This is a genomic window from Pseudomonas sp. M5A4_2d, from assembly GCF_053345295.1.
The window spans coordinates 16,633-41,780 of the sequence record NZ_JBKEZW010000013.1 but is presented as its reverse complement, the minus strand read 5'-3'; the positions used below and the strand labels follow the sequence as shown (position 1 = coordinate 41,780).

Sequence of the window (25,148 nt, the reverse complement as noted above, 5' to 3'; positions counted from 1 at the left end):
GAGCAAAGGTAAGGCACGGCAGGCAACAACAGGCGCCACCAGCCCGGCATCGCCGATGATTATGTTCCTTGAACCCCGCATGTTGTTTGACGGCGCGGTCGCGGCCACAGTGGTCGATGCCGCCCAGGCGGACAGCCATGCCACTGCGGATGCGGCGGCCAAGGCGTCGACGGCTGATCACGCGACTGCCAGCAAAGACACCCACGCGCAAACCGACGCGCCGGCCACACCGGCACCGGTTGCCGTGCCGGGGCAGGCGGTGGTGTTCGTCGATGCGCGCGTGAAGGACTCCGCCGACCTGCTCAAAGGCGTCGCTCCCGGCACTCAGGTGGTGCAACTGGATGCCAGTAAAGAGGGTCTGCAACAGATTGCCGACTACCTGGGCAGCCACCAGGGCGTGAGTTCGGTGCAGATAATCGCTCACGGTAATTCGGGTGACTTGTGGTTGGGCAGCACTTACCTGTCGGCCGATAACGTCGCGGCCCGCAGCGCGGTGCTGGCGCAGATCGGTCAGGACATGAATGTCGGTGGCGATATCCTGATCTATGCCTGCAACACGGCAGAGGGCGACAAGGGCATCAGCTTTGTCGACTCCCTGGCCAGCCTGACCGGGCGTGATATTGCCGCGTCCAGCAACCGCACCGGCGCGGGCGGCGACTGGACGCTGGAGATTGCCACGGGCTCTATAGAGAGCCACACAGCGTTGTCGTATCAGGCGATGTCGGCGTATCAGTACGGCCTGGCGACGATCACGGTGACCAGCGGAGCTGACAGCGGCGTCGGTTCGCTGCGTGCGGCCCTTAGCAGTGCGGTGGCGGGCGATACCGTCACCTTCAACACGCCAGGTATGACGGTCAATCTCAACTCGCAGTTGGTGATCACCAAAAACCTCACCGTCGAAGGCGACCTCGACCACAATGGCACGCCGGATGTGACCATCAGCGGGCAGTACAAGACTCAAGTGCTCACGGTCAATTCCGGAGTTACCGCGACCCTGGACGGACTGGTCATTACCAAGGGCCTGATGGCTGGCAACGGCGGCAGTGGCGGTAGCGCGACTACCGCGGCCAATTTGCTCGGGGCCGGGATCAGTAACTTCGGCCACCTGACGTTGAATAACGTCAGTGTGACTGCCAACGCAGCCTCGGGTGGCGGTGGCGGTGGTGGCGTGGCCGGTGGGGATGTCGGCGGTGCTGGCGGCGGGGGCGGCGCAGTGGGCGGCGGCACCGGTGGGCATGGCGGCATTACCGGCGACGGGAGCGGTATCTATGCCGGCACAGCGGGCACCGCCAACCAGGGTGGCACGGGCGGTGGCTACCGCACCATGGGCGGCATCGGCGGTTCGAGCAGCGGCGGTGCCGGTTCGACCGGCATCTATGGCTATACCAACGGTTCCGCTGGCGGCACAGCGGCCTCTGGCGCCTTGTCGATCGGCGGCGGCGGCGGTGGTTCCGGCTGGAATGCTGCCGGTGGCAAGGGCGGCGCAGCGGCCGGCGGTATCTACAACGCCAGCGGCGCCACCCTGACCATCGTGGGCACCAGCTCGATTACCGGTAACATCGGTGCGGGCGGCGGTGGTGGTGGCGGTTCGGCGGCTGGCAGCGGCACTACGCTCAATGGTGGTGACGGTGGCCTGGGTGTCGGTGCCATTTGGAACAAAGGCTCGGTATTGATCACGGCGGCCAACTTCGCGACCTTGGGTGGTACGTCCAACACCGGTGCCAGTGGCAACGGTGGCTTGGCCACCGCCGCCTCGGCAGGCAACAAGCCGACAGCCGTCAACGGGCTGTTCAACGATATCGGCGCAACGGCGAACACCGCTTACAGCCCGGCGCCGACCGCGACCATCGTGATCGGCACCGTTGCCCAACATATCGGCAGCACGTCACCGGTGACGATTACCTTCAACCAGGCCGTAACGGGGTTCACCAACGCCGACCTGACGATTGCCAACGGCACCCTGAGCGCGGTCAACTCCCTCGACGGCGGCGTCACCTGGAACGCGACCTTTACCCCGAGCGCGGATACCACCAGTGCTACCAACCACATCGTCCTGGACAATACCGGTGTCAGCAGCGTTTCGACGAGCACCGCGGGGGTTGGCACCACCACGTCCAACAACTATGCCATCGATACCGTGCGGCCGACCGCGACCCTCTCGGTCAGCGCTCCTACGCTGAGCACCACGGCCAACGGCACGGTGACTATTACCTTCAGCGAAGCCGTGGCCGGTTTCAGCCTGTCTGACATGACGGCGTCCAACGGTACCCTGAGCAACCTGGCCACCAGCGACAATATTCACTGGACCGCCACCCTGACGCCGAACGCCAGCAACACCAGCAGTGGCAACGTGGTGACGCTGGACAACGCTCTCTATACCGACGTTGCAACCAACGCAGGCACCGGCACTACCCCCTCCAATACCTATGGCATCGACACGCTGCGGCCGACCGCCAGTATCGTGGTGGCCACTACCGCGCTAAACATCGGCGGTACCTCCCTGGTGACCATCACCTTCAGCGAGGCCGTCACCGGCTTTACCTCGGCTGATTTGACCGTTGCCAACGGCACCGTCAGCGGGCTCAGCAGCAGCGATGGCGGCGTGACCTGGACCGGCACACTCGCGGCCACCGCCGGCATCACCGACACCACCAACGTGATTACCCTGGCCAACAACGGCGTCAGCGATGCGGCGGGCAACACCGGCACTGGCACCACCGACTCCAACAACTACGTCATCGACACGCAGCGGCCGACCGCAACCATTGTGGTCGCCGACAACGCATTGAAGCTTGGCGAAACCTCGCTGGTGACCATTACCTTCAGCGAAGCAGTCACCGGCCTCACCAACGCCGACCTGACCATCGCTAACGGCACCTTGACCGCTGTGAGCACTGCCGACGGCGGCGTCACCTGGACCGCGACTTTCACGCCGACCAGCAACATTACCGATACCACCAACCTGATCACCCTGGATAACACCGGCGTCAGCGACGGGGCCGGCAACACCGGCACCGGCAGCACCAACTCCAACAACTATGCGGTCGACACGCAACGGCCAACGGCAACGATTGTGCTGGCCGAAAACGCGCTGAAAATCGGCGGAACCTCGCTGGTGACCATCACCTTCAGCGAAGCAGTCACCGGCCTCACCAACGCCGACCTGACCATCGCTAACGGCACCTTGACCGCTGTGAGCACTGCCGACGGCGGCGTCACCTGGACCGCGACCTTTACGCCAAACAGCAACATCACCGACAGCACCAACCTGATCACCCTGGACAACACCGGCATTGCTGACCAGGCTGGCAACGCCGGCAGCGGCACGACCGATTCCAACAATTACGCCATCGATACCCAGCGCCCGACCGCGACCATTATTTTGGCCGACCCGACGCTGAGCGCGGGCGAAACCTCGTTGGTGACCATTACCTTTTCCGAAGCGGTCACTGGGTTCACTAACGCCGACCTGGCCGTTGCCAACGGCAACTTGAGCGCGGTCAGCAGCGCCGACGGCGGCATCACCTGGACCGCGACCTTCACGCCGACGGCGAATATCCGTAGCGCCACCAATATCATCACGCTGCAGAATACCGGCGTGAGTGACCTGGCGGGTAACGATGGTTTTGGCACATCTAACTCCGGCAACTACGTGATCGATACCAGGGCGCCGACTGCAACCATCGTGGTCGCGGACAATTCGCTGACCATAGGCGAGACCTCGCTGGTGACCATCACCTTCTCCGAGGCTGTCACCGGTTTCAGCAACGCCGACCTGACCGTCGCCAATGGCACCTTGACGGCAGTGAGCAGCGCTGACGGCGGTATCACCTGGACCGCGACGCTGACACCGACCAATGCCATCACCGACACCACCAACCTGATCACGCTGGACAACAGCGGCGTACAAAACGGCTCGGGTAACACTGGCGTCGGCACCACCAACTCTAATAATTACGCGATCGATACCCAGCGACCCACGGCCACCATCGTGGTCTCCGACAGCGCATTGGCGATTGGCGAGACCTCACAGGTGACCATCACCTTCTCCGAGGCGGTCACTGGTTTCACCAACGCCGACCTGACCATCGCCAACGGCACCCTGAGCGCGGTGAGCAGCAGCAATGGCGGCCTCACCTGGACCGCGACCTTTACGCCGACCAGCAACGTCACCGACAGCACCAACCTGATCACCCTGGACAACACCGGCGTCACCGACCAGGCGGGCAACGCCGGCAGCGGCACCACCGACTCCAACAACTATGCAATCGACAGCCAGCGGCCCACCGCGACCGTCGTGATTGCCGACCCGACCCTGAAGGCCGGCGAAACCACCCTGGTCACGGTGACCTTCTCCGAAGCGGTGACGGGTTTCGACAACAGCGACCTGAGCGTTGCCAATGGCACGTTGAGTGCAGTCAGCAGCAGCGATGGCGGCATCACCTGGACCGCGACCTTCACGCCGACGGTTGGCGTCCGGGACACCACCAACCTGATCATTTTGAACAACAGCGGCGTCAGCGACATTGCCGGTAACACCGGCACCGGCACGACCAACTCCGGCAACTACACCATCGATACCCTCTTGCCGACCGCCAGCATCGTGGTTGCCGATAACGCGCTCAACGCCGGCGAGACATCCTTGGTGACCATCACCTTCAGCGAAGCGGTCACCGGCTTCAACAACGCCGACCTGACCATCGCCAACGGCACCTTGAGCGCGGTCAGCAGCAGCGATGGTGGCATTACCTGGACGGCGACTTTCACGCCGACCAGCAATGTCACTGACACCACCAACCTGATCACGCTGGATAACAGCGGCGTACAAAACGCCTCGGGCAATGCGGGCGTCGGCACCACCAACTCCAACAATTACGCCATCGATACGGCGCGCCCGACCGCCACCCTCGTGGTCGCGGATGTGGCCCTCGGCGTCGGCCAGACCTCGCTGGTGACCATTACTTTCTCTGAGGCGGTCACCGGTTTCACCAACGCCGACCTGACGGTCGCCAATGGCACCTTGAGCGCAGTCAGCAGCAGCGATGGCGGCGTGACCTGGACCGCGACCCTCACGCCGAACGCCGGCATCACCGACACCAGCAACGTCGTGCGCCTGGATAATACCGGCGTGCAAGACCTGGCCGGCAACACCGGCACGGGCACCACCGACTCCAACAACTATGCAATCGACAGCCAGCGGCCCACCGCGACCATCGTGATTGCCGACCCGTCCTTGAGCGCTGGCGAAACCACCTTGGTCACGGTGACCTTCTCCGAAGCGATTTCGGGTTTCGACAACAGCGACCTGAGCGTCGCCAACGGTACTTTAAGTGCAGTCAGCAGCAGCGATGGCGGCATCACCTGGATCGCGACCTTCACGCCGACGGTCGGCGTCCGGGACACCACCAACCTGATCACCTTGAACAACAGCGGCATCAGCGACATTGCGGGTAACGCCGGCACCGGCACGACCAATTCCGGCAACTACACCATCGATACGGTGTTGCCGACCGCCAGCATCGTGGTTGCCGATAACGCCCTCAAGGTCGGCGAGACATCCCTGGTGACCATCACCTTCAGCGAAGCGGTCACCGGCTTCAACAACGCCGACCTGACCATTGCCAACGGCACATTGAGCGCGGTCAGCAGCCGCGACGGCGGTATCACCTGGACGGCCAGCTTCACTCCGACCAGCAATATCACCGACAGCACCAACTTGATCACCCTGGATAACCGCGGCGTACAAAACGCCGCGGGCAATAGCGGTGCCGGCAACACCGACTCTAACAACTACGCGATTGATACCCAGCGCCCAACCGCCACTATTGTGGTCGCCGGACCGACGATTACAGTCGGCCAGTGGACTCAGGTAACGGTGAAGTTCTCCGAGGCGGTCACAGGCTTTACCAATGCCGACCTGACCATCGCCAACGGCACCTTGACCGCGGTGCGCAACGTCGATGTCGGTATCACCTGGACCGCAATGTTCAAACCGGATGCCGGTATCACGGCGACCCGCAACCTGATCACGTTGAACAACACGGGTGTCTACGACCTGGCGGGCAACGCGGGCACGGGTACCACAGACTCCAACACTTTCAGCATCGACACCCAGCCGCCGACTGCCACCGTCGTGATTGCCAACCCGCTCCTGACGGCCGGCAGCACCAGCCTCCTTACGGTAACGTTCTCGGAGCCTGTGACGAATTTCGACAACAGCGACCTGATCGTTGCCACCGGCAGAATCAGCAGAATGACGTCCAGCGATGGCGGGCGCACCTGGACTGGGATATTCACGCCCGCCGATGGCATTCAGGCCAGCAGCAGTACCATTTCGCTGAACAACGTCGGTGTGAGCGATCTTGCAGGCAACAGCGGTTGGGGTTGGATCAACTCCAATGCGTTCAACGTCCAGACCTCACACCCTACCGCGACCCTCGATATCTCCGACACGGTTATCAATAAGGACGAAATACAGATCGTAACGGTGCGTTTCTCCGAGGCGGTGCAGGGCTTCAACCTTAGCAGTCTGCATGCCCCGGACGGCACTTTCAGCCAACTCACCCGCTACAGCGACACGCTTTACACGGCGGTGTTCACGCCGAATGCAAACGTGACGGCCCCCGCCAATTTGATCACGCTGGACACCAGCAGCGTTCAAAACGCTTTCGGTAATAGAGGCGTTGTGAATGCGCTGTCGCCGGTTTTTGCAATCGATACGGTTATACCCACGGCGACCTGGACGCTGTCCGATAAGTTGCTGGAACCGGGCGAGACCGCCACCGTCACCGTCACCTTCTCCGAGTGGGTCACCGGGTTCGACAACCGCGCAATCGTCAACCTGCAAGCGGCCACATTGAGTCCGTTCTACAGCCTCGACGGTGGCAGGACCTGGCAGGCGACACTGACGCCGACGCCGGGCGCGGGTTCCTCGGGCAGCTACCTCATTGGTTTGTCCCTGGCTTACGTCAAAGACAGGGCCGGCAATACCAACTACGCGTTCGATGCCGGCTCAATGATCACCTACACGGTCGACCACACACCGCTGAGTTCCAATGTTTACCTGAGCTCCGAGCGTTTGGCAGTCGGCGCAACGAGCACGGTGTCTATCTACTTCAACAAGGCGGTCAGCAACTTTGACCTGAGCGACCTCAGTGCCGACAACGGCGTGCTGTCCAACCTGCGCACCAGTGATGGTGGTATCAGCTGGCAGGCAACACTGACGCCATTTGCCAATACCACCAGTGCCCAGAATGTGGTGCGGCTCAACAACGCCGGCGTGACCTACTACGGCGGCAGCACCGGCGCCGGTATCACCACTTCGCGCAACTACACGGTCGATACCCAACGCCCGACCTCCACCATTGTGGTCGACAAGACCAGCCTGGGTGGCAGCGAGAAGGCCATAGTGACCATTACCTTCAGTGAAGCGGTTGAGTTCTACAACAGCCCACAGGCGCAGAACGCCTGGCTGAGCAGCCTGAAAAGTGTGGACGGCGGCATCACCTGGACCGCCACGCTCACGCCGCAGCGCTACATCGAAGACACCAGCAACGTGGTGAGCCTGGACAATACCCAGGTGCATGACCTCAGCGGCAACGCGGGCCTGGGGACCAGTACGTCGAACAGCTACGCGATAGATACCCGCCCGGCCACTGCCACGATTGTGGTCGACAAGGCCGAGCTTGCCAGCGGCGAAACGGCCAACGTCACGATCACCTTCAACGAGGCGGTGTCGGGCCTTAAACTGGACAACCTGAGTGTCGCCAGTGGCGTGTTGAGCAACTTGAAAAGTGTCGATGGCGGCATCACCTGGACCGCCACGCTTACGCCTAAAGATCATCTGCAGAACTGGTATGACACGGTAGTACTGGATGGCAAAGGGGTAACGGATGCGGCAGGCAACTCGTCAGCCAACACGTATGCCTACTCGAGTTATTTTGCCGTCGATACCCAAGGCCCGCAGGTGTACATCGAGGTATCGGATACCCAGCTCAAGGCCGGGCAGGGCACGCAGGTGTTTATCTGGTTCAGCGAACCCGTGCGCGGCTTTGACCTGTCCAGCCTGAAAGTGCCGAACGGCACGCTGTCCAACCTGCAAAGTGGCGAGGGCGGCTATTACTGGACCGCGACCCTGACGCCGAACAACAACGTCAATGTCAGCGCCAACATCATCACGGTCGACAACAGCACGATTCGTGACCTGGCCGGTAACGTCGGCGAAGGCATCAGCCAGTCCAACGCCTACGCGATCAATAGCGTCACGGTCACGGCCGACCCTCTGACCCTCACCGGCGGTATCGCAAGGCCGGTGACTGACATGCCGCACCTGCCGCTGCAACCGGGTGTCTTCGCCCCGCCTATCGGCAACCTGGGTTCACCGCTGACGTTTGCGCCGCTGTTTGAGCAGCGCGTACTGGGCGACGGTGTTCGCCCGTTGGGGGACATTTTTATCAACAACGGCGCCACCAGCCCGAGCTTTATCGCTCAGGTGTTTACCAGCACCGATAACGTCGGAGACGGTTCCGGCAAGGGCTTCCTCGGTTTTGGCGGCGGCGATGGCGGGGTGTTTGGTACAAGCACTCTCTCCAGCCTGTTTAACCGTGAAACCGGCGGCGACGGTAGCTCACTCAAGGCCTTCGACAGCAAATCGATCAAAGGCCAGGGCGACCCGACCCAAGCGCTGCGCGGGGTATTTGGGGCGCCGACGCTCGGCCAACAATTGCAGCAGCTCAAAGACACCGAACAACGCCAGGTGATGGACCTGGCACAGGCACTGCAACAAGTCGGCATCAGCGAAATGCAGGCTTGAACACACTTAATTCAAGGCGCAGTAACAGGGGCAGTCCAAGGATGAAAACAGGTCATAAGTTGTTCGGCGCCAGCTTGCTGGCGCTGGCGATCAGCGGTTGTGCGGTCACCAGTGAGCCGATTGAGCGCAGTGTCAGTGAGCAGCGAGCCCGCAGCGATCTGCAAGGCATGTATAAGGACCAGGAGCCGTTGAACGGCCCGCTGACGCTGCACCAGGCCATGGCCCGTGCCGTCAAATACAACCTCGAAGGCCGTTTGAAAGTGATGGAAGAGGCCCTGGCCAAACGCCAGTCGGACCTCTCGAGTTTTGACATGCTGCCGCGAATGGCACTCTCGGCGGGTTACGCCGGGCGCAACAACACCAACGCCTCCAGCAGCCAAAGCGTACGCACCGGCACCCAATCCCTGGAACCGTCGACCTCCCAGGATCGCGACCGCCGCGTGGCCGACCTGACCATGGTGTGGAACGTGCTCGACTTCGGCGTCAGCTACATCAGCGCCAAGCAGCAAGGCGACCAGCGACTGATCATCCAGGAACGTCGGCGCAAGGTGATCAACACCATCGTCCAGGACGTGCGCTCGGCCTATTGGCGAGCGGTGGCGGCCGAACGTTTACTGACCCAGATCGACAGCCTGATGGCGCGTGTCGACCAGGCTCAGACCAACAGCCAGAGCATGAGCGAGCAGCGTATCGGCGACCCGGTGCAGGCCCTCGGTTACCAGCGCGCGCTGATCGAAGCCACACGCCAATTGCAGGAACAGCGCCGCGCGTTGTCCCTGGCCAAGACCGAGCTCGCAACCTTGATCAACCTGCCTATGGGCACCGACCTCAAGCTGGCCACGCCGGACAACTACAGCGTGCCCGAGCTTAAGGTCGACCTGGCCAGCCTGGAACAGGAAGCCCTGGCTAACCGCCCGGAATTGCGCGAGCAGGACTACCAGACCCGCATCAGTGCCGCCGAGACCCGCAAAGCCATGCTGCGCCTGTTGCCAGGCCTGGAGTTCTCGGCCGGCGGGCACTACGACAGTAACTCGTTCCTGACCGACAATCGCTGGGCCGACTACGGCGCCAAGATCACCTGGAACCTGTTCAACGTGATTTCCGCACCCGCTGCCATCGACGTTGCCAAGGCCGGTGAGGAAGTCGCCACCGCACGCCGCCAGGCGATGTCCATCGCTGTGCTGGCACAAATCTACGTGGCCAACGCCAACTACCAGGACGCCGTGCGTCAGTTCAAGACCAACGACCAGTTGGCCAACATCGACGGGCAGATCCTCACCCAACTGCGCAACCGTCATGAAGCGGCTGGCCTCGGCGAACTTGACCTGATCCAGGGCGAACTCAATACGCTGCAGGCCGACCTGCGGCGCGACCTGGCCTACGCCGACCTGCGCAACGCCTACGGCCAGATTTTTGCCAGCGCGGGTCTCGACCCGCTGCCCGAGCAGTTGGATTCCGACCGCGTGCAAGCTATCGCCACGGCGTTGGCGAGCCGCGAATCGGCATGGGCCGCCGGCAACATCACCACGCCTGCGCCGCACGCTGTCGCCAAATAGCCAGGCAGCACTGACGGCGAGCCTCACTCGTCGTCAGTCTGGCTGGCGCGTGGACTAGACTCCTGGGAAACGTCTTCCCAGGAGTTCGCCATGGAATTGCCGGTGCACAGCTTGCCGTCACTGTTCAAACAGCTTGGGCTGCCGGATGACCCGGTCAGTATTGAGAAGTTTGTGGCCGTGCATTCGCCGCTCAAGCCTGAACTGCATCTGGCGGATGCGTTTTTCTGGACGCCCAGCCAGAGCGCGTTTTTACGCGAGGAAATTCTGGACGATGCGGATTGGGCAGAGGTGGTGGATGAGTTGAATGTGTTGTTGCGTAAAGGGCGCGGGCTATAAAAAACCTTTCCTCCGGGCCGAGGAAATCCAGCGCCGCCTCAATGCTCAGGCCGAACGGCAGGCCGGATGCCAACGCTGATCCAACTGTGGGAGCGGGCTTGCCCGCGATAGCGCAGTGACAGTCGACATCTGCATTGACTGAACCACCGTCATCGCGGGCAAGCCCGCTCCCACTGGTAGTCGTCGGTGTTGCAGACATCGAAGTCGTGTCGCTGAAAACCCGACGCTCGCGCTCAAACCCGCTTTACTTACCTTCACCTTCTCGCCACCCATCCATAAATTTGTTTCAAAACTTGACGGCTTTGGATGCATCCACCATATTGATAGTTAGCAAACTAACTGTATGCGAACAATCCAGTGCCTCAAACCCTCGAACAACTCCAGATGAACCTCAGCAGCAGCATGGTGGTGGGCGCCCGTAACTGGCGCAAAATCTGCCAGACCACGCTGGTGAGCTACGGTATTTCCGAAGCCTGCGCCGTGCCGCTCTTGATGATCGGCCGCTTGGGCGACGGTGTGCACCAGGTAAAAGTCGCCCAGGCGTCCGGGATGGAAAGCCCGTCGCTGGTGCGCCTGCTCGACCAACTGTGCAGTGGCGGTTACGTGTGCCGTACCGAAGACGTGCACGACCGCCGCGCCAAGGCCTTGAGCCTTACCGAGCGTGGCCGTGAGCTGGTGCAGGCGGTGGAAGTGCAACTGGTTCGGTTGCGTAAGGACGTGTTGGCAGATATCGCCCACGGCGATCTTGAGGCCGCGCTGCGCGTACTGCGCGCGTTTGAAGCGGCTGAGGTTGCAACGCCTTGAACGGATTTTTTGCCGGTTTCCCGCCGGCCCGCGACTGGTTCTATGGTGTGCGTACGTTTGCGGCGTCGATGATCGCCCTGTACATCGCCATGCTCATGCAAATGCCGCGTCCGTATTGGGCGATGGCCACCGTGTATATCGTCTCCAGCCCGTTTGTCGGCCCTACCAGCTCCAAGGCGCTGTATCGCGCTATCGGCACCTTTATGGGCGCCGCAGCAGCGGTGATTTTTGTGCCGATGTTTGTGCAGTCGCCGTATGTGCTGGTGGTGGTGATTGCGTTGTGGACGGGCATTTTGCTGTTCCTGTCCATGCACCTGCGTACCGCGAACAACTACGCGTTGATGTTGGCCGGCTACACCTTGCCGCTGATTGCCTTGCCGGTGGTGGATAACCCACTGGCGGTGTGGGATGTGGCCGAGGCGCGTACCGAAGAGATTTTCCTCGGCATCGCTGTAGCCGCCGTAGTTGGCGCAATGTTCTGGCCGCGGCGCCTGATGCCGGTGTTTGATGGCTCGGTGGCCAAGTGGTTTGCCGACGCTCAGGTCTATAGCCAGCGCTTTCTGACGCGCAACGTGGCGCCTGAAGAAATCAGCACCTTGCGCGGCGGCATGGTCGCCACCTTCAACACCCTGGAATTGATGATCGGCCAGTTGCCCCACGAGGGCGCGCGGCCGCAGACGGTGCGTAATACCAAGGAACTGCGCGGGCGCATGATTCACCTGCTGCCGGTGATCGATGCCCTGGACGATGCGATCTACGCCATCGAACACCGCGCCCCGGAGTTTCTTGATCAGTTCACACCCTTGCTGCAAGCGGCCAGCGCCTGGCTGGACAGCACCACCGACGAGGCGCCCCTGGAGCGTTGGCGCGTACTGCGTGACAAGATCGACGCCGCCCAACCCCAGGGCGAAGCACTGGACGACCGCCACACGCTGCTGTTTTCCAACGCGCTGTATCGCCTCGGCGAATGGGTCGATCTGTGGCAAGACTGCCGCAGCCTGCAAGCCGCCATCCAGTGCGAAAGCCAGGACACCTGGCGCGCCGTCTACCGCCATTGGCGCCTGGGTCGGCTCAAGCCATTTCTCGATCATGGCCTGATGTTCTATTCAGCGTTTTCCACCGTCACTGCGATCATCGTCGCCTCGGTGCTGTGGATTCTGCTGGGCTGGACCGACGGCGGCAGCGCAGTGATTCTGGCCGCCGTGGCGTGCAGCTTTTTCGCCTCAATGGACGACCCGGCGCCGCAGATCTATCGGTTCTTTTTCTGGACCGCGATGTCGGTGCTGTTCGCCAGCCTGTATCTGTTTCTGGTGCTGCCCAACCTGCACGATTTTCCGATGCTGGTGCTGGCGTTTGCGGTGCCGTTTATCTGCATCGGCACGCTCACGGTGCAGCCACGGTTTTACTTGGGCATGCTGCTGACGCTGGTCAACACCTCATCGTTCATCAGCATTCAGGGCGCCTACGACGCGGACTTCCTGAACTTCGCCAACGTCAACCTGGCCGGGCCGGTGGGCCTGTTGTTTGCCTTTGTGTGGACGCTGATCGCACGGCCGTTCGGCGCCGAACTGGCGGCCAAGCGCCTGACCCGTTTCAGCTGGCGCGACATTGTCAGCCTGACCGAGCCCGCAACCCTGGCCGAGCACCGGCACATGGCCGTGCAAATGCTTGACCGCCTGATGCAGCACCTGCCGCGCCTGGCCCTCATCGGCCAGGACACCGGCAGTGCCCTGCGCGATTTGCGTGTGGCGCTGAACCTGCTCGACCTGTTGGCCTATTCGCCACGCATCTACGGCGTGCCACGGGTGTTGCTCAACCAGGTGGTCGAAGGCGTCGGCGGTTACTTCAAGGCCTGCCTCAAGGCCGGTGAACGCTTGCCTGCGCCCGGTGGTCTGCTGATGACCCTCGACCGCACACGCCGCGCCCTCAATGGCCAGGGCCTGCAAAATGAAGAAGACACCCGCCTGCATCTGTTGCACGCATTGGCTGGCCTGCGCTTGTCGTTGCTGCCTGGCGTGGAATTTATTGACGGCACCGAGCGGGAAGCGCCGTTACCTGATGGAGCGCCTTTATGATCGGTGATCTGGATATCAGCGGGGTGTTCCTGCCCACGCTGTTGGTGCTGATGGGCATTACGTATGTGTTGTTTCTGGTGGTGCACGGGCTGTTGACGCGCATTCACTTCTATCGCCTGGTCTGGCACCGGGCATTGTTCAATGTGGGGCTCTACGCGCTGTTGCTGGGCGCGGTGGACTCACTCAGTCGATACCTGATGACATGAAAAAACCTTTTTTGACCATCGGCCGTGTCGTCCTCACGCTGTTGATCGTGACGTTCGCGGTCGTCGTTGTGTGGCGCATGGTCATGTACTACATGTTTGCGCCCTGGACCCGTGACGGGCATATCCGTGCCGACATTGTGCAGATCGCCCCGGACGTCTCCGGGTTGATCCAGCAGGTGGACGTGCGCGATAACCAGTTGGTAGCCAAGGGCCAAGTGCTGTTCGCCGTTGACCAGGACCGCTTCAAGCTGGCCCTGCGCCAAGCCCAGGCCGCCGTGGCTGACCGTCAGGAAACATTGGCCCAGGCCCAGCGCGAGAACAAACGTAACCGTGGCCTCGGCAATTTGGTGCCGAGTGAGCAACTGGAGGAAAGCCAGTCCCGCGTGGCCCGCGCCCAATCGGCCCTGGCCGAGGCGCAAGTGACCGTGGACGCCGCCCAACTCAACCTCGACCGCTCGGTGATCCGCAGCCCCGTCGACGGCTACGTCAACGACCGTGCGCCGCGTGCGCAGGAGTTCGTCACGGCCGGGCGCCCGGTGCTCTCGGTGGTGGACAGCAATTCCTTCCACATCGACGGCTATTTCGAAGAGACCAAGCTCGACGGCATTCACGTCGGTATGCCGGTGGATATCCGCGTGATCGGCGACAATACCCGCCTGCAGGGCCATGTGCAGAGCATCGTCGCCGGTATTGAAGACCGTGACCGCACCAGCGGCTCCAACCTGCTGCCCAACGTCAACCCGGCGTTCAGTTGGGTGCGCCTGGCCCAGCGGATTCCGGTGCGGATCGCCTTTGATGATGTGCCGGCGGACTTTCGCATGATCGCCGGGCGCACGGCCACGGTGTCGATCATCGATGACCGGGGCGCCGCCAAAGATCGCGCGCAGCAGGGAGAACAACCATGAAACCGGCGGCGTTGCTGGCCACGGCCAGCTTGGGTGTGCTGCTGTCGGCGTGCCAGGTGGTAGGCCCGGATTATAAATTGCCGCAAACGTCGGCGATCAACCGGGGCGACCTGCAAGGGCAGATTGCGGGTGAGGGCAGCAACGTCGTGTCGGCCCCGGTGCCGGCTGACTGGTGGAAGCTGTACAAAGACCCGCGCCTGGATGAGTTGGTGCGCCAGGCCATGGCCTCCAACACCGACCTGCGCGTGGCCGCTGCCAACCTGCAACGCGCACGCTACCAGACGCAACAGGCTGAATCCGCCGGTGGTTGGAGCGCCGGGGTCAAGGCCGAAGCCCAGCGCCTGCAGGAATCCGGTGAAGCCTTTTTGCTGACGGAAAAAGTCCCGGTAGGGAATATCGGCAGCGTTGGTATCAGCACCTCGTATCAGTTCGATCTGTTCGGCACCTTGCAACGCGGCATTGAAAGCGCCCAGGCCAGCGCCGACGCGGCGCAGGCGGCTGCCGATGTCGCGCGAATCACCCTGGTGGCAGACGTGGTGCGTTCCTACACCCAAGTGTGCGCAGCCAACGAAGAGCTGGCGATTGCCAACCAATCCCTTGACCTGCAAGGCCAGAGCACCAAGCTGACCCAACGCCTGCGCGACGCCGGGCGTGGCGATGAAACCCAGGTGACCCGCTCGCAGACCCAATACAAATCCTTGCGCGCCGACATGCCGCGCTATGAAGCGTCGCGCCAGGCGGGCTTGTTCCGCTTGTCGATGCTGCTCGCCAAGCCGGTGAACCAACTGCCGGCAGGCACCAACACCTGCGCCGAGCTGCCGCACATCGCCCAACTGCTGCCGGTGGGCGACGGCGCCGCGTTGCTCAAACGCCGCCCGGACGTGCGCCAGGCCGAACGCCAACTGGCCGCCGCCACTGCGCGTATCGGCGTGGCCACCGGCGCGTTGTACCCGGACATCAGCATTGGGGCCACGGTAGGCACCGTCGGTCTTCTCGATGACCTGGGCACGCCGGCCACTAACCGTTGGGGCTTTGGCCCGCTGATCAGTTGGTCAGTGCCGACCAACGGTGCCCGTGCGCGTATTCACGAAGCTGAAGCCGCGACCCAGGGCGCCCTGGCGCACTTCGACGGGGTGGTGCTCAACGCCATCCGCGAAACCCAGACCGGCCTTGCGCAATACACCGCGCAGTTGCAACGCCGCGATGCGCTGGCCGATGCCGGCGAGTCCGCCAAAGAGGCATCGGAGCAGACGCACCGCTTCTTCCAGGCCGGCCGCGCGTCGTTCCTGGCCGACCTGCAAGCCACCCGCACCTACACGGATGTACGCGCGCAGCTGGCGGCGGCGAACACCCAGGTTGCCATGAGCCAGATCGATCTGTTCCTGGCGTTGGGCGGTGGTTGGGAAAGCGGACGAACGCAAGCGTCACAATCCGGCAAACCCTGAGCTAAAAGCTATGCTTTGACAGGTGAGTCGCCATGCGCTTCGCATGAGGGCCGACTTACCTGTCACTGCTCGCGTTTGCTCATGGGGATTCCAATAATGAAAAACCCTTATGCTCCCGCTTTTTGGTGCGTGTTCTTCGCACTGGTGCTGTTATCGGCCGCCTATTTCTACGGCGTCATGCTCGCCCACCAAATCGACAAGGCCATGGTCTTTCTCGACAGTGCCTGCCTGGTGATCGGCACGTTGTCTATTGGTGTGGTGGCGTGGGCGTCTTATCAAAATCAACGGGTGAAGAAGAAGCTGCTTGAGCAAGGCAAGACCCGTGTGGCGATCTGGGACACTAAGGTTGCGCTACGCCGCGTTGAAACCGTGTTCGACCGTTATTTCTGGGGCAGCTATTGGCAGCCCGGCCGCACTTTCCAGGAGGTCATGGGCGAACTGACCGGCACCCCCCTGGAAAAAAGCCTCGAAGCCCTGAAAAAACAATGCGTGCTGCTCGACCAGCAGGTCGCTGATGGCAGGCATTGGCTGAATAACGCACGGGAATTGTCCGATGTGGCCAACGCCATGGCCCGCGAACGTTACCAATTGGACTTCTGCGACCCCAAGGCCGACACCCCCGGCAATGCCGTCATACACCGCGAGTTTGAGGTGTTGGTGTACACCTGGACCGCCCGGTTGAAGAGTTTCGATCACCAACTCGATGAAGTCGAATTGGAGTACTCGTGAACCAACTACTGACCTGACCCCTCTGAAAAGCTGGGCCGTTCGCGGCCGCCAGTGCTAATCTTCCCCCCGTTTCGGCGGGCTTGAGCCAACCCCCTCGGGGTTCAAGGAAGACAGCCCACTTCTCACAGGATTTGATCAGGTCACTTCATGAATAAGCCAGCAGTTGTTCTTTTGGGTTTTGTTGTCGCCGTCGGCGTCGTCAGTGCAGGCGGCGCCTGGTACACCGGTAAGCAGCTGGAGCCGGTGCTGCAAACCGCGATCCAGAACGCCAACAAGGAACTGCAAACCTCCATGGCCGGCGTCGATGGCACCGTGAACCTGGAGCTGGTCTCCCTGGATCGTGGCCTGTTCAGCAGCACCGCCCATTACCGTCTCAAGGGCCAAGGCAGCGTCTTCGGCGAAGAAAATCCGAACCCTGAGCTGCTGTTTGTCGACCATATCGAACACGGCCCGCTGCCGTTTTCCCGCCTGGTGTCGCTGAAATGGTTGCCGGTCATGGCCACCAGTCACTACGCGCTGGAAAAAAACGCCACCACCGAAAAGTGGTTCGTCGCCAGCAAAGACGTGTCGCCGCTCAAAGGCGTGGCCAATATCGGCTACAACCGTTCGGTCAACGGCAACGTCGAGTTGCTGCCTCTGGAGTTCAAGGACGACAAGTCCTCGGTGAGTTTCTCCGGCGCCAACCTGGACTTCGACAGCACCGCCGAGGGCCAGAAGGTCAAGGCCGACGGCTACATGAACAGCCTCAAGGTCGCCGCGATCGATGCCAACGGTGCGCCGTTTGAAGCCGAACTGGCTGGCCTGACCGTGGCCAGTAAGCTGGAAAAATCCACTTTCGGTTTTTACACCGGGCAAAACACCGTTGAGCTGACCGACACCAAGGTCACCTTCGGCCCGCAGAAAGCGGTGCTGACCCTCAAGGGCTTCGAGCAAAAAGACACCAGCCAGACCAAGGACAACAACCTGGCCGGCCGCGTCGACTACAAAATCGACGAAATCGGTTACCAGGGTAAACCTGTCGGCTCGGCGGCCATGGCCTTGAGCATGAAGAACGTCGACATCCCGGCAATGCTGGTGCTGACCAAGCTTTACCAGGACAAGATGCAACCGGTGCAAGCCGCTGCCGCTGCCGGCCAGCCCGTGCCTGAGCTGCAACTGACCGAAGCCGAGCAGACCCTGGCAGAGGCGAACGTCAACCAGGTGCTGGCTGCCAAGCCGCAACTGGCGGTGGAAAACCTGTCGCTGAAAACCACCCATGGCGAAAGCAAATTCAACCTGGTGCTGGACCTGACCAAGCCTGCGTCCATGGAACTGCCGCCGGTTGAGCTGGGCAAACAAGTTATCGCCATGCTGGACGCCAACCTGACCCTGTCCAAGCCAATGGTTGGTGATGTTGCCGCCCTGCAAGCCGAAGTGGGCGGTGTGACCGACCCTAAAGCCATCGAGCAGCAATCGCAGATGGCTGCCGAGATGGTCAGCGGCATGGCGGTCGGCACGCAACTGGCGACCCTGGTGGGCACCGACGTGGTCTCCAAACTGCACTACGCCAACAATGAAGTGATGTTCAACGGCCAGAAGATGACCGTTGAGCAATTCATTGGTTTTGTCATGGCCAAAATGGGTGCGGTCAGCGGCGCGCAGTAAGATTTCTTACATCAGTAAGAAATAAATAATGTGGGGGCGGAAGGGCTCGCGACAGGGGTCAAACGACCGGCGTTGATGCCGGTTGACACCTTATCGTCGCGGGCAAGTCCGCCCCCACATTCATATTTCCGGCAGGCCCTGCAATTCTGAACAATTGTTCTGAATTGGCCTTCTGCCTACGTTCCTGAGGGATAGTTCCTACAGGAAAGCTAGGCCGGGTCACTAGACGTCGGCACCCTGATGCGTTTTGCTCAGGACCACCTATCGTTACAGCTTTCCTTGTGTAAGGAAGCTCACGATATGCTGCGAAACCTACCCATCAGTGCTTCAGGCCGGTTGCGACTGCTCATCGGGGCCGCCTTGTGCAGCCAACTGCTGATGCCCAGCCTCGCGTTGGCCGACCCGGCCTACGATGCCCTGATCATCCAGGCGCGTAACGGCAACTTCACGCCCGCCCTTACCCAATTGCGCCAACTGCCTGCCGAACGCCAGACACCCGGCCAGATCAGTGATCACCTGGTGATTGCCGGTTGGGCCGGTCAAGACACCGAAGTGCTCAAGGTGTACGAGGCTCAGGGCAAAAATCGTAACCTCACCACCCAAGCCCTTGCCACGGTCGCGCGCACGTATCGCAATCAAAAGCAGTGGCCGCAGGCCTTGGCGGTTTATCAGCAGGCATTGCTGCGTGAACCGAAAAATATCGACCTGCAACTGGGCCAGGCCCTGACCCAGGCCGACGGTGGCCAAGCTACCGAGGCGGTGCAACGCTTGCGCGCGCTGGTGGCGGCGCAACCCGATGATCCGAACCGCCGCATGGCCCTGGGCTATGCACTGACGCGCGCGGGCTTGAACTACGACGCGCTGTTCGAATTCGACCAAGCCTTCATCCGCGCCGGTGATAAGCCCGAAGTGGTCCGCGAATACATCGTCGCCCTGCAAAAGGCTCGCTTGCCGGAGCCCGCTCTGCGCCTGTCGGCCAAACATCCGGGCGTGCTGGACGCGGTCACCCAGCGCCGCCTGGAAGGCGACCTCGCCGCTGAGCGTGTGCGCATGGCCGAGTTCGCCACGCGTACCGAAAAAGAACGCTACGTGGTCGCCGACCGCGCCCTCAACGATTACGACAAACTGCTCGCGCGCTGGACCCCGGACGCCAGCGCCCATGACGACGTGGTGCGCTGGCGCATCGACCGCCTGGGCGCCCTCAAGGCGCGGGCACGCACCGCCGATGTGATACGCGAGTACGAAACCCTCACTGGTGAAGGCGTGCAATTGCCGACCTACGCCGTGCGTTGGGTCGCCGCGTCTTACCTCGACCAGCGCCAGCCGGAAAAAGCCGAGCCGTTGTATCGCAGTGTGCTGACTGCGCCGGATGCCGACCCTGGCGATCACGTTGAAGACAGCACCGCGTTGTTCTACGCCCTGCTCGAAAGCGACAAAGTGATGGAAGCGCGCGACGTCGCCAACAGCCTGGCCACCACTCAGAAACCTCGCGTCGAACTCAAGGGCTTGCCCATCGGCAACCCCAACGACAGTTGGATGGACGCGCAACAGCTGGCGGCCCAGGCCGGCACCTACGGAGGTGACCTGCCGGGCAGTGAAACCGGCCTTGAGGCACTGGTGCAAAAAGCCCCGGGCAACGTCGGCCTGCGCCTGGCCCAGGCTGACATGTACCGCGCCCGTGATTGGCCACGCCGGGCCGAAGGCGCCCTCAAGGAAACCGAAACCCAGGTCCCGCGTGATATCGGCCTGGAAGTGTCCCAGGCCTACACCGCCATGGACCTTCAGGAATGGCGCCAAATGGACGCGCTGACCGATGACGTGCTGGCCCGTAACCCGGACAGCCGCCAGGTGCAGCGCCTCAGCCGTCTGCGCGATGTGCACGACATGGCTGAACTGCGCGTTGAGGCCTACACCGGTAAAAGCTATGGCGGGGGCAATAACGGCGACGTCGGCGCGGTCGCCGGTAGCCGTGATTGGGGCATCGAAAGCGTGCTCTACAGCCCGCCCATCGACGAAGACTGGCGGGTCTTCGCCGGAGCCGGTTATGCCACCGCCGACTTTACCGAAGGTACCGGCCAGCACCGCTGGCAGCGCGTCGGCGTGGAGCAGCGTACCCGCGACATGACCCTGCAAGCCGAAGTCTCCAACCACTCCTACGGCTATGGCTCCAAACAAGGCGCAAGCGTGTCGATTGCCCGCGATATCAACGACAACTGGCAGTACGGCGGCAGCCTCGGCTACCTCCTGGCCAGCACGCCGCTGCGGGCCTTGAATGCCGATGTCACGGCCAACGGCGGCAGCGGGTTTATCCGCTGGCGTGCGAATGAAAGCCGCGAATGGAAACTGTCCCTCAGCCCGTCCCGTTTCAGCGACGGCAACAACCGGCTCGAAGCGTTGCTGACCGGGCGCGAGGGCATCTACAGCTCGCCGCACGTGCAAGTGGACTTGGGCCTGGAGGTCGGTGCCAGCCGCAACTCGAAGGAAGACGTGGTGTATTTCAACCCGAAATCGGACTTCAGCGTGTTGCCCACCGTCACGGTCAACCATGTGCTCTATCACCGCTACGAGACCCAGTGGAGTCAGCAGTTCCAGGTCGGTGCAGGTACGTACAGCCAGCGGGATTATTCCACCGGTGGCGTTGGTTTGATCGGCTACGGCCAACGCGTTCGCTGGAACGACGTACTCGAAGCCGGCGCCAACCTGAGCCTGATCAGCCGACCTTACGACGGCGTTCGCGAACGCGATCTGCGCCTGCTCGTCGACCTCATTTACCGTTTCTAAAAGAGTCTGACCATGACTGTCCTCAGCCGTTGCTTGTTGGTCCTGGGTGTATTGCTGGCCGGTGCCTGCGCCCAGCAACCCGCGCCCTATACTCCCCCCGCCGAGCGGCCGATACCGGCACGCGAAGCGCCGTGGCCGAAAAACCACTTCCTGGGCATCGCCTACCACGACGTCGAAGATCGCGACCCCGATCAGGCCGTGGTGGCGGTGCGCACCGAGCGTTTGATCGACCAGTTGGCCTGGCTGCGCGAAAACGGTTACCAGGCGGTCAGCGTCGACCAGATCCTGGCGGCACGCAGCGGTGGGCGTGAGCTGCCGCCCAAAGCCATCATGCTCAGCTTCGACGATGGTTACTCAAGCTTCTATACCCGTGTGATGCCGATTTTGCGTGCCTATAACTGGCCGGTAATCCTGGCGCCGGTCGGGTATTGGATCGACACGCCCTTGAACAAACCGGTGGATTTTGCCGGCACGCCGCGCGCCCGTTCCGACTTCCTGACCTGGGAGCAAGTGCGCGAAGTTTCCAAATCGAACCTGGTGGAAATCGCCGCCCATACCGACGCCAGCCACATGGGCATTCTGGCCAACCCGCAGGGCAACCTGGAGCCGGCCGCCGCGACACGTCGATACGATGCCGCCACCGGCAAATACGAAACCGAAGCCCAGTTCCAGGCGCGGATGCGCGCCGACGTAACCGCCATTTCCAACAAACTGCGGGCCGTTACCGGCAAGGCTCCGCGCGTGTGGGTGTGGCCTTACGGCGCGGCCGATGGCACTTCGTTGGCCGTGGTGGGTGAACAGGGCTACCAGATGGCCCTGACTCTGGACGATGGCCTCGACGACCTCGCCAACCTCAAGAGCAGCCCGCGTTTCCTGGTGGCGTCCGACCCGGATGGCGAGCACTACGCCAATGCGATTGTCGGCACCCAGGCCAAGACCTCGATGCGCGTGCTGCACGTCGACCTGGATAATGTCTATGACCCCGACCCGGCCCAAGAGGCGCGCAACCTCGACCAGTTGATCCAGCGCGTGGTCGACATGGGCGCCAGCACCGTGTTCCTGCAAGCCTTCGCCGACCCCAAGGGCGATGGCCTGGTGCACTCGCTGTACTTCCCCAACCGCCACCTGCCGGTGCGCCGCGACCTGTTCAACCGCGTGACCTGGCAACTGCGCACCCGTGGCCACGTGAACATCTTCGCCTGGATGCCGGTGCTGAGCTTTGCCCTCGACCCGGCGTTGCCACGCGTTACCCGTTGGGACCCGCAGACCGGCCAGGTCGGCATCGACCCCGACCAGTACAAGCGCCTGTCACCGTTTGATCCCAAGGTGCGCCAGCAGATCGGCGAGATCTACGAAGACCTGGCGCGCAACACCGCCATCGATGGCGTGCTGTTCCACGACGACGCACTCTTCTCGGACTTCGAAGACGCCAGCCCGGCCGCGCTCAAAGCCTATGCCGCCAACGGCCTGCCGAGCAGCATTGGCGCATTGCGCGCCGACCCGGCCGTGATGCAGCGCTGGACACGCTTCAAGAGCCGCTACCTGATCGACTTCACCCAGGAGCTGGCCGGTAAAGTCCGCGCCATTCGCGGGCCGCAGGTGCAGACCGCGCGCAACATCTTCGCCGAGCCGATGCTCAACCCTGGCAGCGAAGCCTGGTTCGCGCAGAACCTCGATGACTTCCTCCAGACCTACGACTGGACCGCGCCGATGGCCATGCCGCTGATGGAAGGCGAGACGCTGAAGAACTCCAATGCCTGGCTGGAAAAGCTGGTGGCCACGGTCAAGGCACGTCCCGACGCCTTGCAGCGCACCGTGTTCGAATTGCAAGCCAAAGACTGGCGGACCAAAGAGGCGCCCGATATCAGCGGCGCGCAGATGGCTGAATGGATGGGGGTGCTCAAACGCCAGGGGGTCAGGAGCTTTGGCTACTACCCGGATAACTTCCTGGAAAACTCACCGGACCTGAAGACAGTACGTCCGGCCCTTTCCAACCAATGGAACCCTTGACCATGTTCGACAGAATCCTGGCTTTATTCGTGTTGGCGTTGGTGTTGGGCGTGCCCCTTGGCCTGATTTTCCTGGTCACCGGGCAGTTCCTGATGGACTTCGTGTTTTTCTACCCGTTGTTCATGTCGGCACTGTGGATTGCCGGCGGCCTGTATTTCTGGCTGCACTGGGAGCGTCACTGGCCGTGGAAGGAAGACACGCCAGCACCAACCCTGGCCGGCAACCCGCTGATCTCGATCATCATCCCTTGCTACAACGAGGGCGATAACGCCGCCGACACCATTCATGCGGCCCTGAACCAACTGTACCCGAATATCGAAGTCATCGCCGTCAACGACGGCTCCAAGGACAACACCGCCGCGGTGCTCGACGCCCTGGCCTTGCAACACCCACGCCTGCGGGTGCTGCACCTGGCGCAGAACCAGGGCAAGGCGGTGGCCTTGCGCATGGGCGCCGTGGCCGCGCGCAGTGAGTACCTGGTGTGCATCGACGGCGATGCCTTGCTCGATAAAAACGCGGCGGCGTATATGGTCGCTCCGATGCTCGACAACCCGCGCCTGGGCGCCGTGACCGGCAACCCACGCATCCGCACGCGCTCAACCTTAATCGGCCGGGTGCAGGTGGGCGAGTTCTCTTCGATCATCGGTTTGATCAAGCGTACCCAGCGCGTGTTCGGCCGGATCTTCACGGTGTCCGGTGTGGTGGTGGCGTTTCGCAAGAAAGCCCTGGACCGCATCGACTACTGGAGCACCGACATGATCACCGAGGACATCGATGTCAGTTGGAAGCTGCAACTCGACCACTGGGCGATCTTCTACGAGCCCCGCGCCCTGTGCTGGATCCTGATGCCCGAAACCGTCGGCGGCCTGTGGAAACAACGCCTGCGCTGGGCCCAGGGCGGTGCCGAGGTGCTGTTCAAGAACATCCGTGGCATCTGGCAATGGCGCCATCGCTACCTGTGGCCGCTGCTGTTCGAATACTGCCTGTCCACCGGTTGGGCCTTCACCTTCCTGCTCTCGGTGATTTTCTGGGGCGTGGGCAAATTCGTGGTGCTGCCACAGGCGATCGCCGTCGACTCCCTGGTGCCACCGGCCTTTACCGGCCTGGTGCTGGCGATGGTCTGCCTGCTGCAGTTTGCGGTGAGCATCCTGATCGACCGGCGCTATGAGAAAGACCTGTGGAAAAGCCTGTTCTGGACCGTGTGGTACCCGATGGTGTTCTGGCTGATCAGCCTGCTCACCACCCTGGTCAGCTTTCCCAAGGTGCTGTTTAACCAGCATCAGAAGCGTGCGCGTTGGGTCAGCCCGGATCGCGGCATCAAACCCAGTGAAGAGGAGGCGTGATCATGAAACTGGTCAGAACTCGCCAGAACACCCTGATGTGGATCATCGATGTGCTGCTCACGCTATTGGCGTGGGGCGGGCTGGTTTGGCTGTTGGCGCGCGGGATTAGCGCGATGCTGGAAACCCATGGCGGCCCACGCATCGAAGCGCCGATTTTTGCCGCGCTCAACACCTTGCAGATCTACCTGTGGATCGCCTTGTTCAATGCGTTGATCCTGATCAGTTGGGCGCGCTATCAACAACGTCGCGGGCGCAAGTTCGCCCAGCGTCGCGCCGAGGCGAATGCGCTCAGCGACAAGAGCCTGAGTGAAAGTTTCAACCTGGGCGACGGCCACCTGGAGCAGTTTCGCAAGCCGGGTGTGCTGGTGATCCACAATGACGAAGACGGCGGTGTGGAGGACGTGAAGGCCCATGTTTCGCGCGACGTGGAGCGCCCGGGCCTGAGCCTGGTGCCCGGCGCAGAAAAAGACAAAGGCGCGGGCTAGAAATTCCAAAGCACCCA

Annotated in this window: 14 protein-coding genes; all 14 read left to right on the top strand. The window is 62.1% G+C overall.

What is annotated here, in order from left to right; genetic code table 11:
* Positions 1-79 precede the first annotated feature (79 nt).
* The 14 genes from ACLBW8_RS25265 to pgaD all read left to right on the top strand — a co-directional run bounded on the left by ACLBW8_RS25265 (position 80) and on the right by pgaD (position 25,131).
* Positions 80-8,812: an Ig-like domain-containing protein gene (locus tag ACLBW8_RS25265; RefSeq protein WP_447806651.1), complete on the top strand. Its 8,733-nt coding sequence runs from the start codon at positions 80-82 to the stop codon at positions 8,810-8,812.
* 41 nt (positions 8,813-8,853) lie between these two features.
* Positions 8,854-10,368, top strand: coding sequence for a TolC family protein (locus ACLBW8_RS25260; protein WP_064450110.1), 1,515 nt, complete (start codon positions 8,854-8,856; stop codon positions 10,366-10,368).
* Between the two features lie 90 nt (positions 10,369-10,458).
* Entirely contained in the window at positions 10,459-10,704 is a 246-nt protein-coding gene (locus tag ACLBW8_RS25255; RefSeq protein ID WP_221293607.1) for a DUF2789 domain-containing protein, read from the top strand.
* A 384-nt stretch (positions 10,705-11,088) separates the two neighbouring features.
* Positions 11,089-11,508: a MarR family winged helix-turn-helix transcriptional regulator gene (locus ACLBW8_RS25250; RefSeq protein ID WP_064450112.1), complete on the top strand. Its 420-nt coding sequence runs from the start codon at positions 11,089-11,091 to the stop codon at positions 11,506-11,508.
* Positions 11,505-13,583, top strand: a complete 2,079-nt coding sequence (locus ACLBW8_RS25245; protein WP_064450113.1) for an FUSC family protein — start codon at positions 11,505-11,507, stop codon at positions 13,581-13,583. The genes ACLBW8_RS25250 and ACLBW8_RS25245 overlap by 4 nt, the downstream gene beginning before the upstream one ends.
* Positions 13,580-13,789, top strand: coding sequence for a DUF1656 domain-containing protein (locus ACLBW8_RS25240; protein ID WP_016969155.1), 210 nt, complete (start codon positions 13,580-13,582; stop codon positions 13,787-13,789). The genes ACLBW8_RS25245 and ACLBW8_RS25240 overlap by 4 nt, the downstream gene beginning before the upstream one ends.
* Complete coding sequence (locus tag ACLBW8_RS25235; protein ID WP_128591899.1) at positions 13,786-14,694, top strand: efflux RND transporter periplasmic adaptor subunit; 909 nt, start codon at positions 13,786-13,788, stop codon at positions 14,692-14,694. Before ACLBW8_RS25240 ends, ACLBW8_RS25235 begins: the two co-directional genes overlap by 4 nt.
* Positions 14,691-16,139 carry an efflux transporter outer membrane subunit gene (locus ACLBW8_RS25230; RefSeq protein ID WP_064450115.1) on the top strand — a complete coding sequence of 483 codons (1,449 nt, stop codon included), beginning with the start codon at positions 14,691-14,693 and terminating at the stop codon, positions 16,137-16,139. Before ACLBW8_RS25235 ends, ACLBW8_RS25230 begins: the two co-directional genes overlap by 4 nt.
* Positions 16,140-16,235: 96 nt before the next feature.
* A complete protein-coding gene (locus ACLBW8_RS25225) occupies positions 16,236-16,868 on the top strand; it encodes a hypothetical protein (protein ID WP_064450116.1) in 633 nt (210 codons plus the stop codon).
* 147 nt (positions 16,869-17,015) lie between these two features.
* Positions 17,016-18,512: a YdgA family protein gene (locus ACLBW8_RS25220; protein ID WP_447806570.1), complete on the top strand. Its 1,497-nt coding sequence runs from the start codon at positions 17,016-17,018 to the stop codon at positions 18,510-18,512.
* Between the two features lie 300 nt (positions 18,513-18,812).
* Entirely contained in the window at positions 18,813-21,293 is a 2,481-nt protein-coding gene (gene pgaA, locus ACLBW8_RS25215; protein WP_064450118.1) for a poly-beta-1,6 N-acetyl-D-glucosamine export porin PgaA, read from the top strand.
* Between the two features lie 12 nt (positions 21,294-21,305).
* On the top strand, positions 21,306-23,303 hold the full coding sequence (gene pgaB / locus ACLBW8_RS25210) for a poly-beta-1,6-N-acetyl-D-glucosamine N-deacetylase PgaB (protein WP_262666707.1): 1,998 nt from the start codon (positions 21,306-21,308) through the stop codon (positions 23,301-23,303).
* Positions 23,304-23,305: 2 nt separating this feature from the next.
* Positions 23,306-24,646: a poly-beta-1,6-N-acetyl-D-glucosamine synthase gene (gene pgaC / locus ACLBW8_RS25205; RefSeq protein WP_064450120.1), complete on the top strand. Its 1,341-nt coding sequence runs from the start codon at positions 23,306-23,308 to the stop codon at positions 24,644-24,646.
* Positions 24,647-24,648: 2 nt separating this feature from the next.
* Positions 24,649-25,131, top strand: a complete 483-nt coding sequence (pgaD, locus tag ACLBW8_RS25200) for a poly-beta-1,6-N-acetyl-D-glucosamine biosynthesis protein PgaD (RefSeq protein WP_447806569.1) — start codon at positions 24,649-24,651, stop codon at positions 25,129-25,131.
* Positions 25,132-25,148: the final 17 nt, after the last annotated feature.

Coding starts and splice junctions, on each gene's coding strand:
- ACLBW8_RS25265 (WP_447806651.1), top strand. CDS start 80: ATGTTGTTTGACGGCGCGGTCGCGGCCACAGTGGTCGATGCCGCCCAG.
- ACLBW8_RS25260 (WP_064450110.1), top strand. CDS start 8,854: ATGAAAACAGGTCATAAGTTGTTCGGCGCCAGCTTGCTGGCGCTGGCG.
- ACLBW8_RS25255 (WP_221293607.1), top strand. CDS start 10,459: ATGGAATTGCCGGTGCACAGCTTGCCGTCACTGTTCAAACAGCTTGGG.
- ACLBW8_RS25250 (WP_064450112.1), top strand. CDS start 11,089: ATGAACCTCAGCAGCAGCATGGTGGTGGGCGCCCGTAACTGGCGCAAA.
- ACLBW8_RS25240 (WP_016969155.1), top strand. CDS start 13,580: ATGATCGGTGATCTGGATATCAGCGGGGTGTTCCTGCCCACGCTGTTG.
- ACLBW8_RS25235 (WP_128591899.1), top strand. CDS start 13,786: ATGAAAAAACCTTTTTTGACCATCGGCCGTGTCGTCCTCACGCTGTTG.
- ACLBW8_RS25230 (WP_064450115.1), top strand. CDS start 14,691: ATGAAACCGGCGGCGTTGCTGGCCACGGCCAGCTTGGGTGTGCTGCTG.
- ACLBW8_RS25225 (WP_064450116.1), top strand. CDS start 16,236: ATGAAAAACCCTTATGCTCCCGCTTTTTGGTGCGTGTTCTTCGCACTG.
- ACLBW8_RS25220 (WP_447806570.1), top strand. CDS start 17,016: ATGAATAAGCCAGCAGTTGTTCTTTTGGGTTTTGTTGTCGCCGTCGGC.
- pgaA (WP_064450118.1), top strand. CDS start 18,813: ATGCTGCGAAACCTACCCATCAGTGCTTCAGGCCGGTTGCGACTGCTC.
- pgaB (WP_262666707.1), top strand. CDS start 21,306: ATGACTGTCCTCAGCCGTTGCTTGTTGGTCCTGGGTGTATTGCTGGCC.
- pgaC (WP_064450120.1), top strand. CDS start 23,306: ATGTTCGACAGAATCCTGGCTTTATTCGTGTTGGCGTTGGTGTTGGGC.
- pgaD (WP_447806569.1), top strand. CDS start 24,649: ATGAAACTGGTCAGAACTCGCCAGAACACCCTGATGTGGATCATCGAT.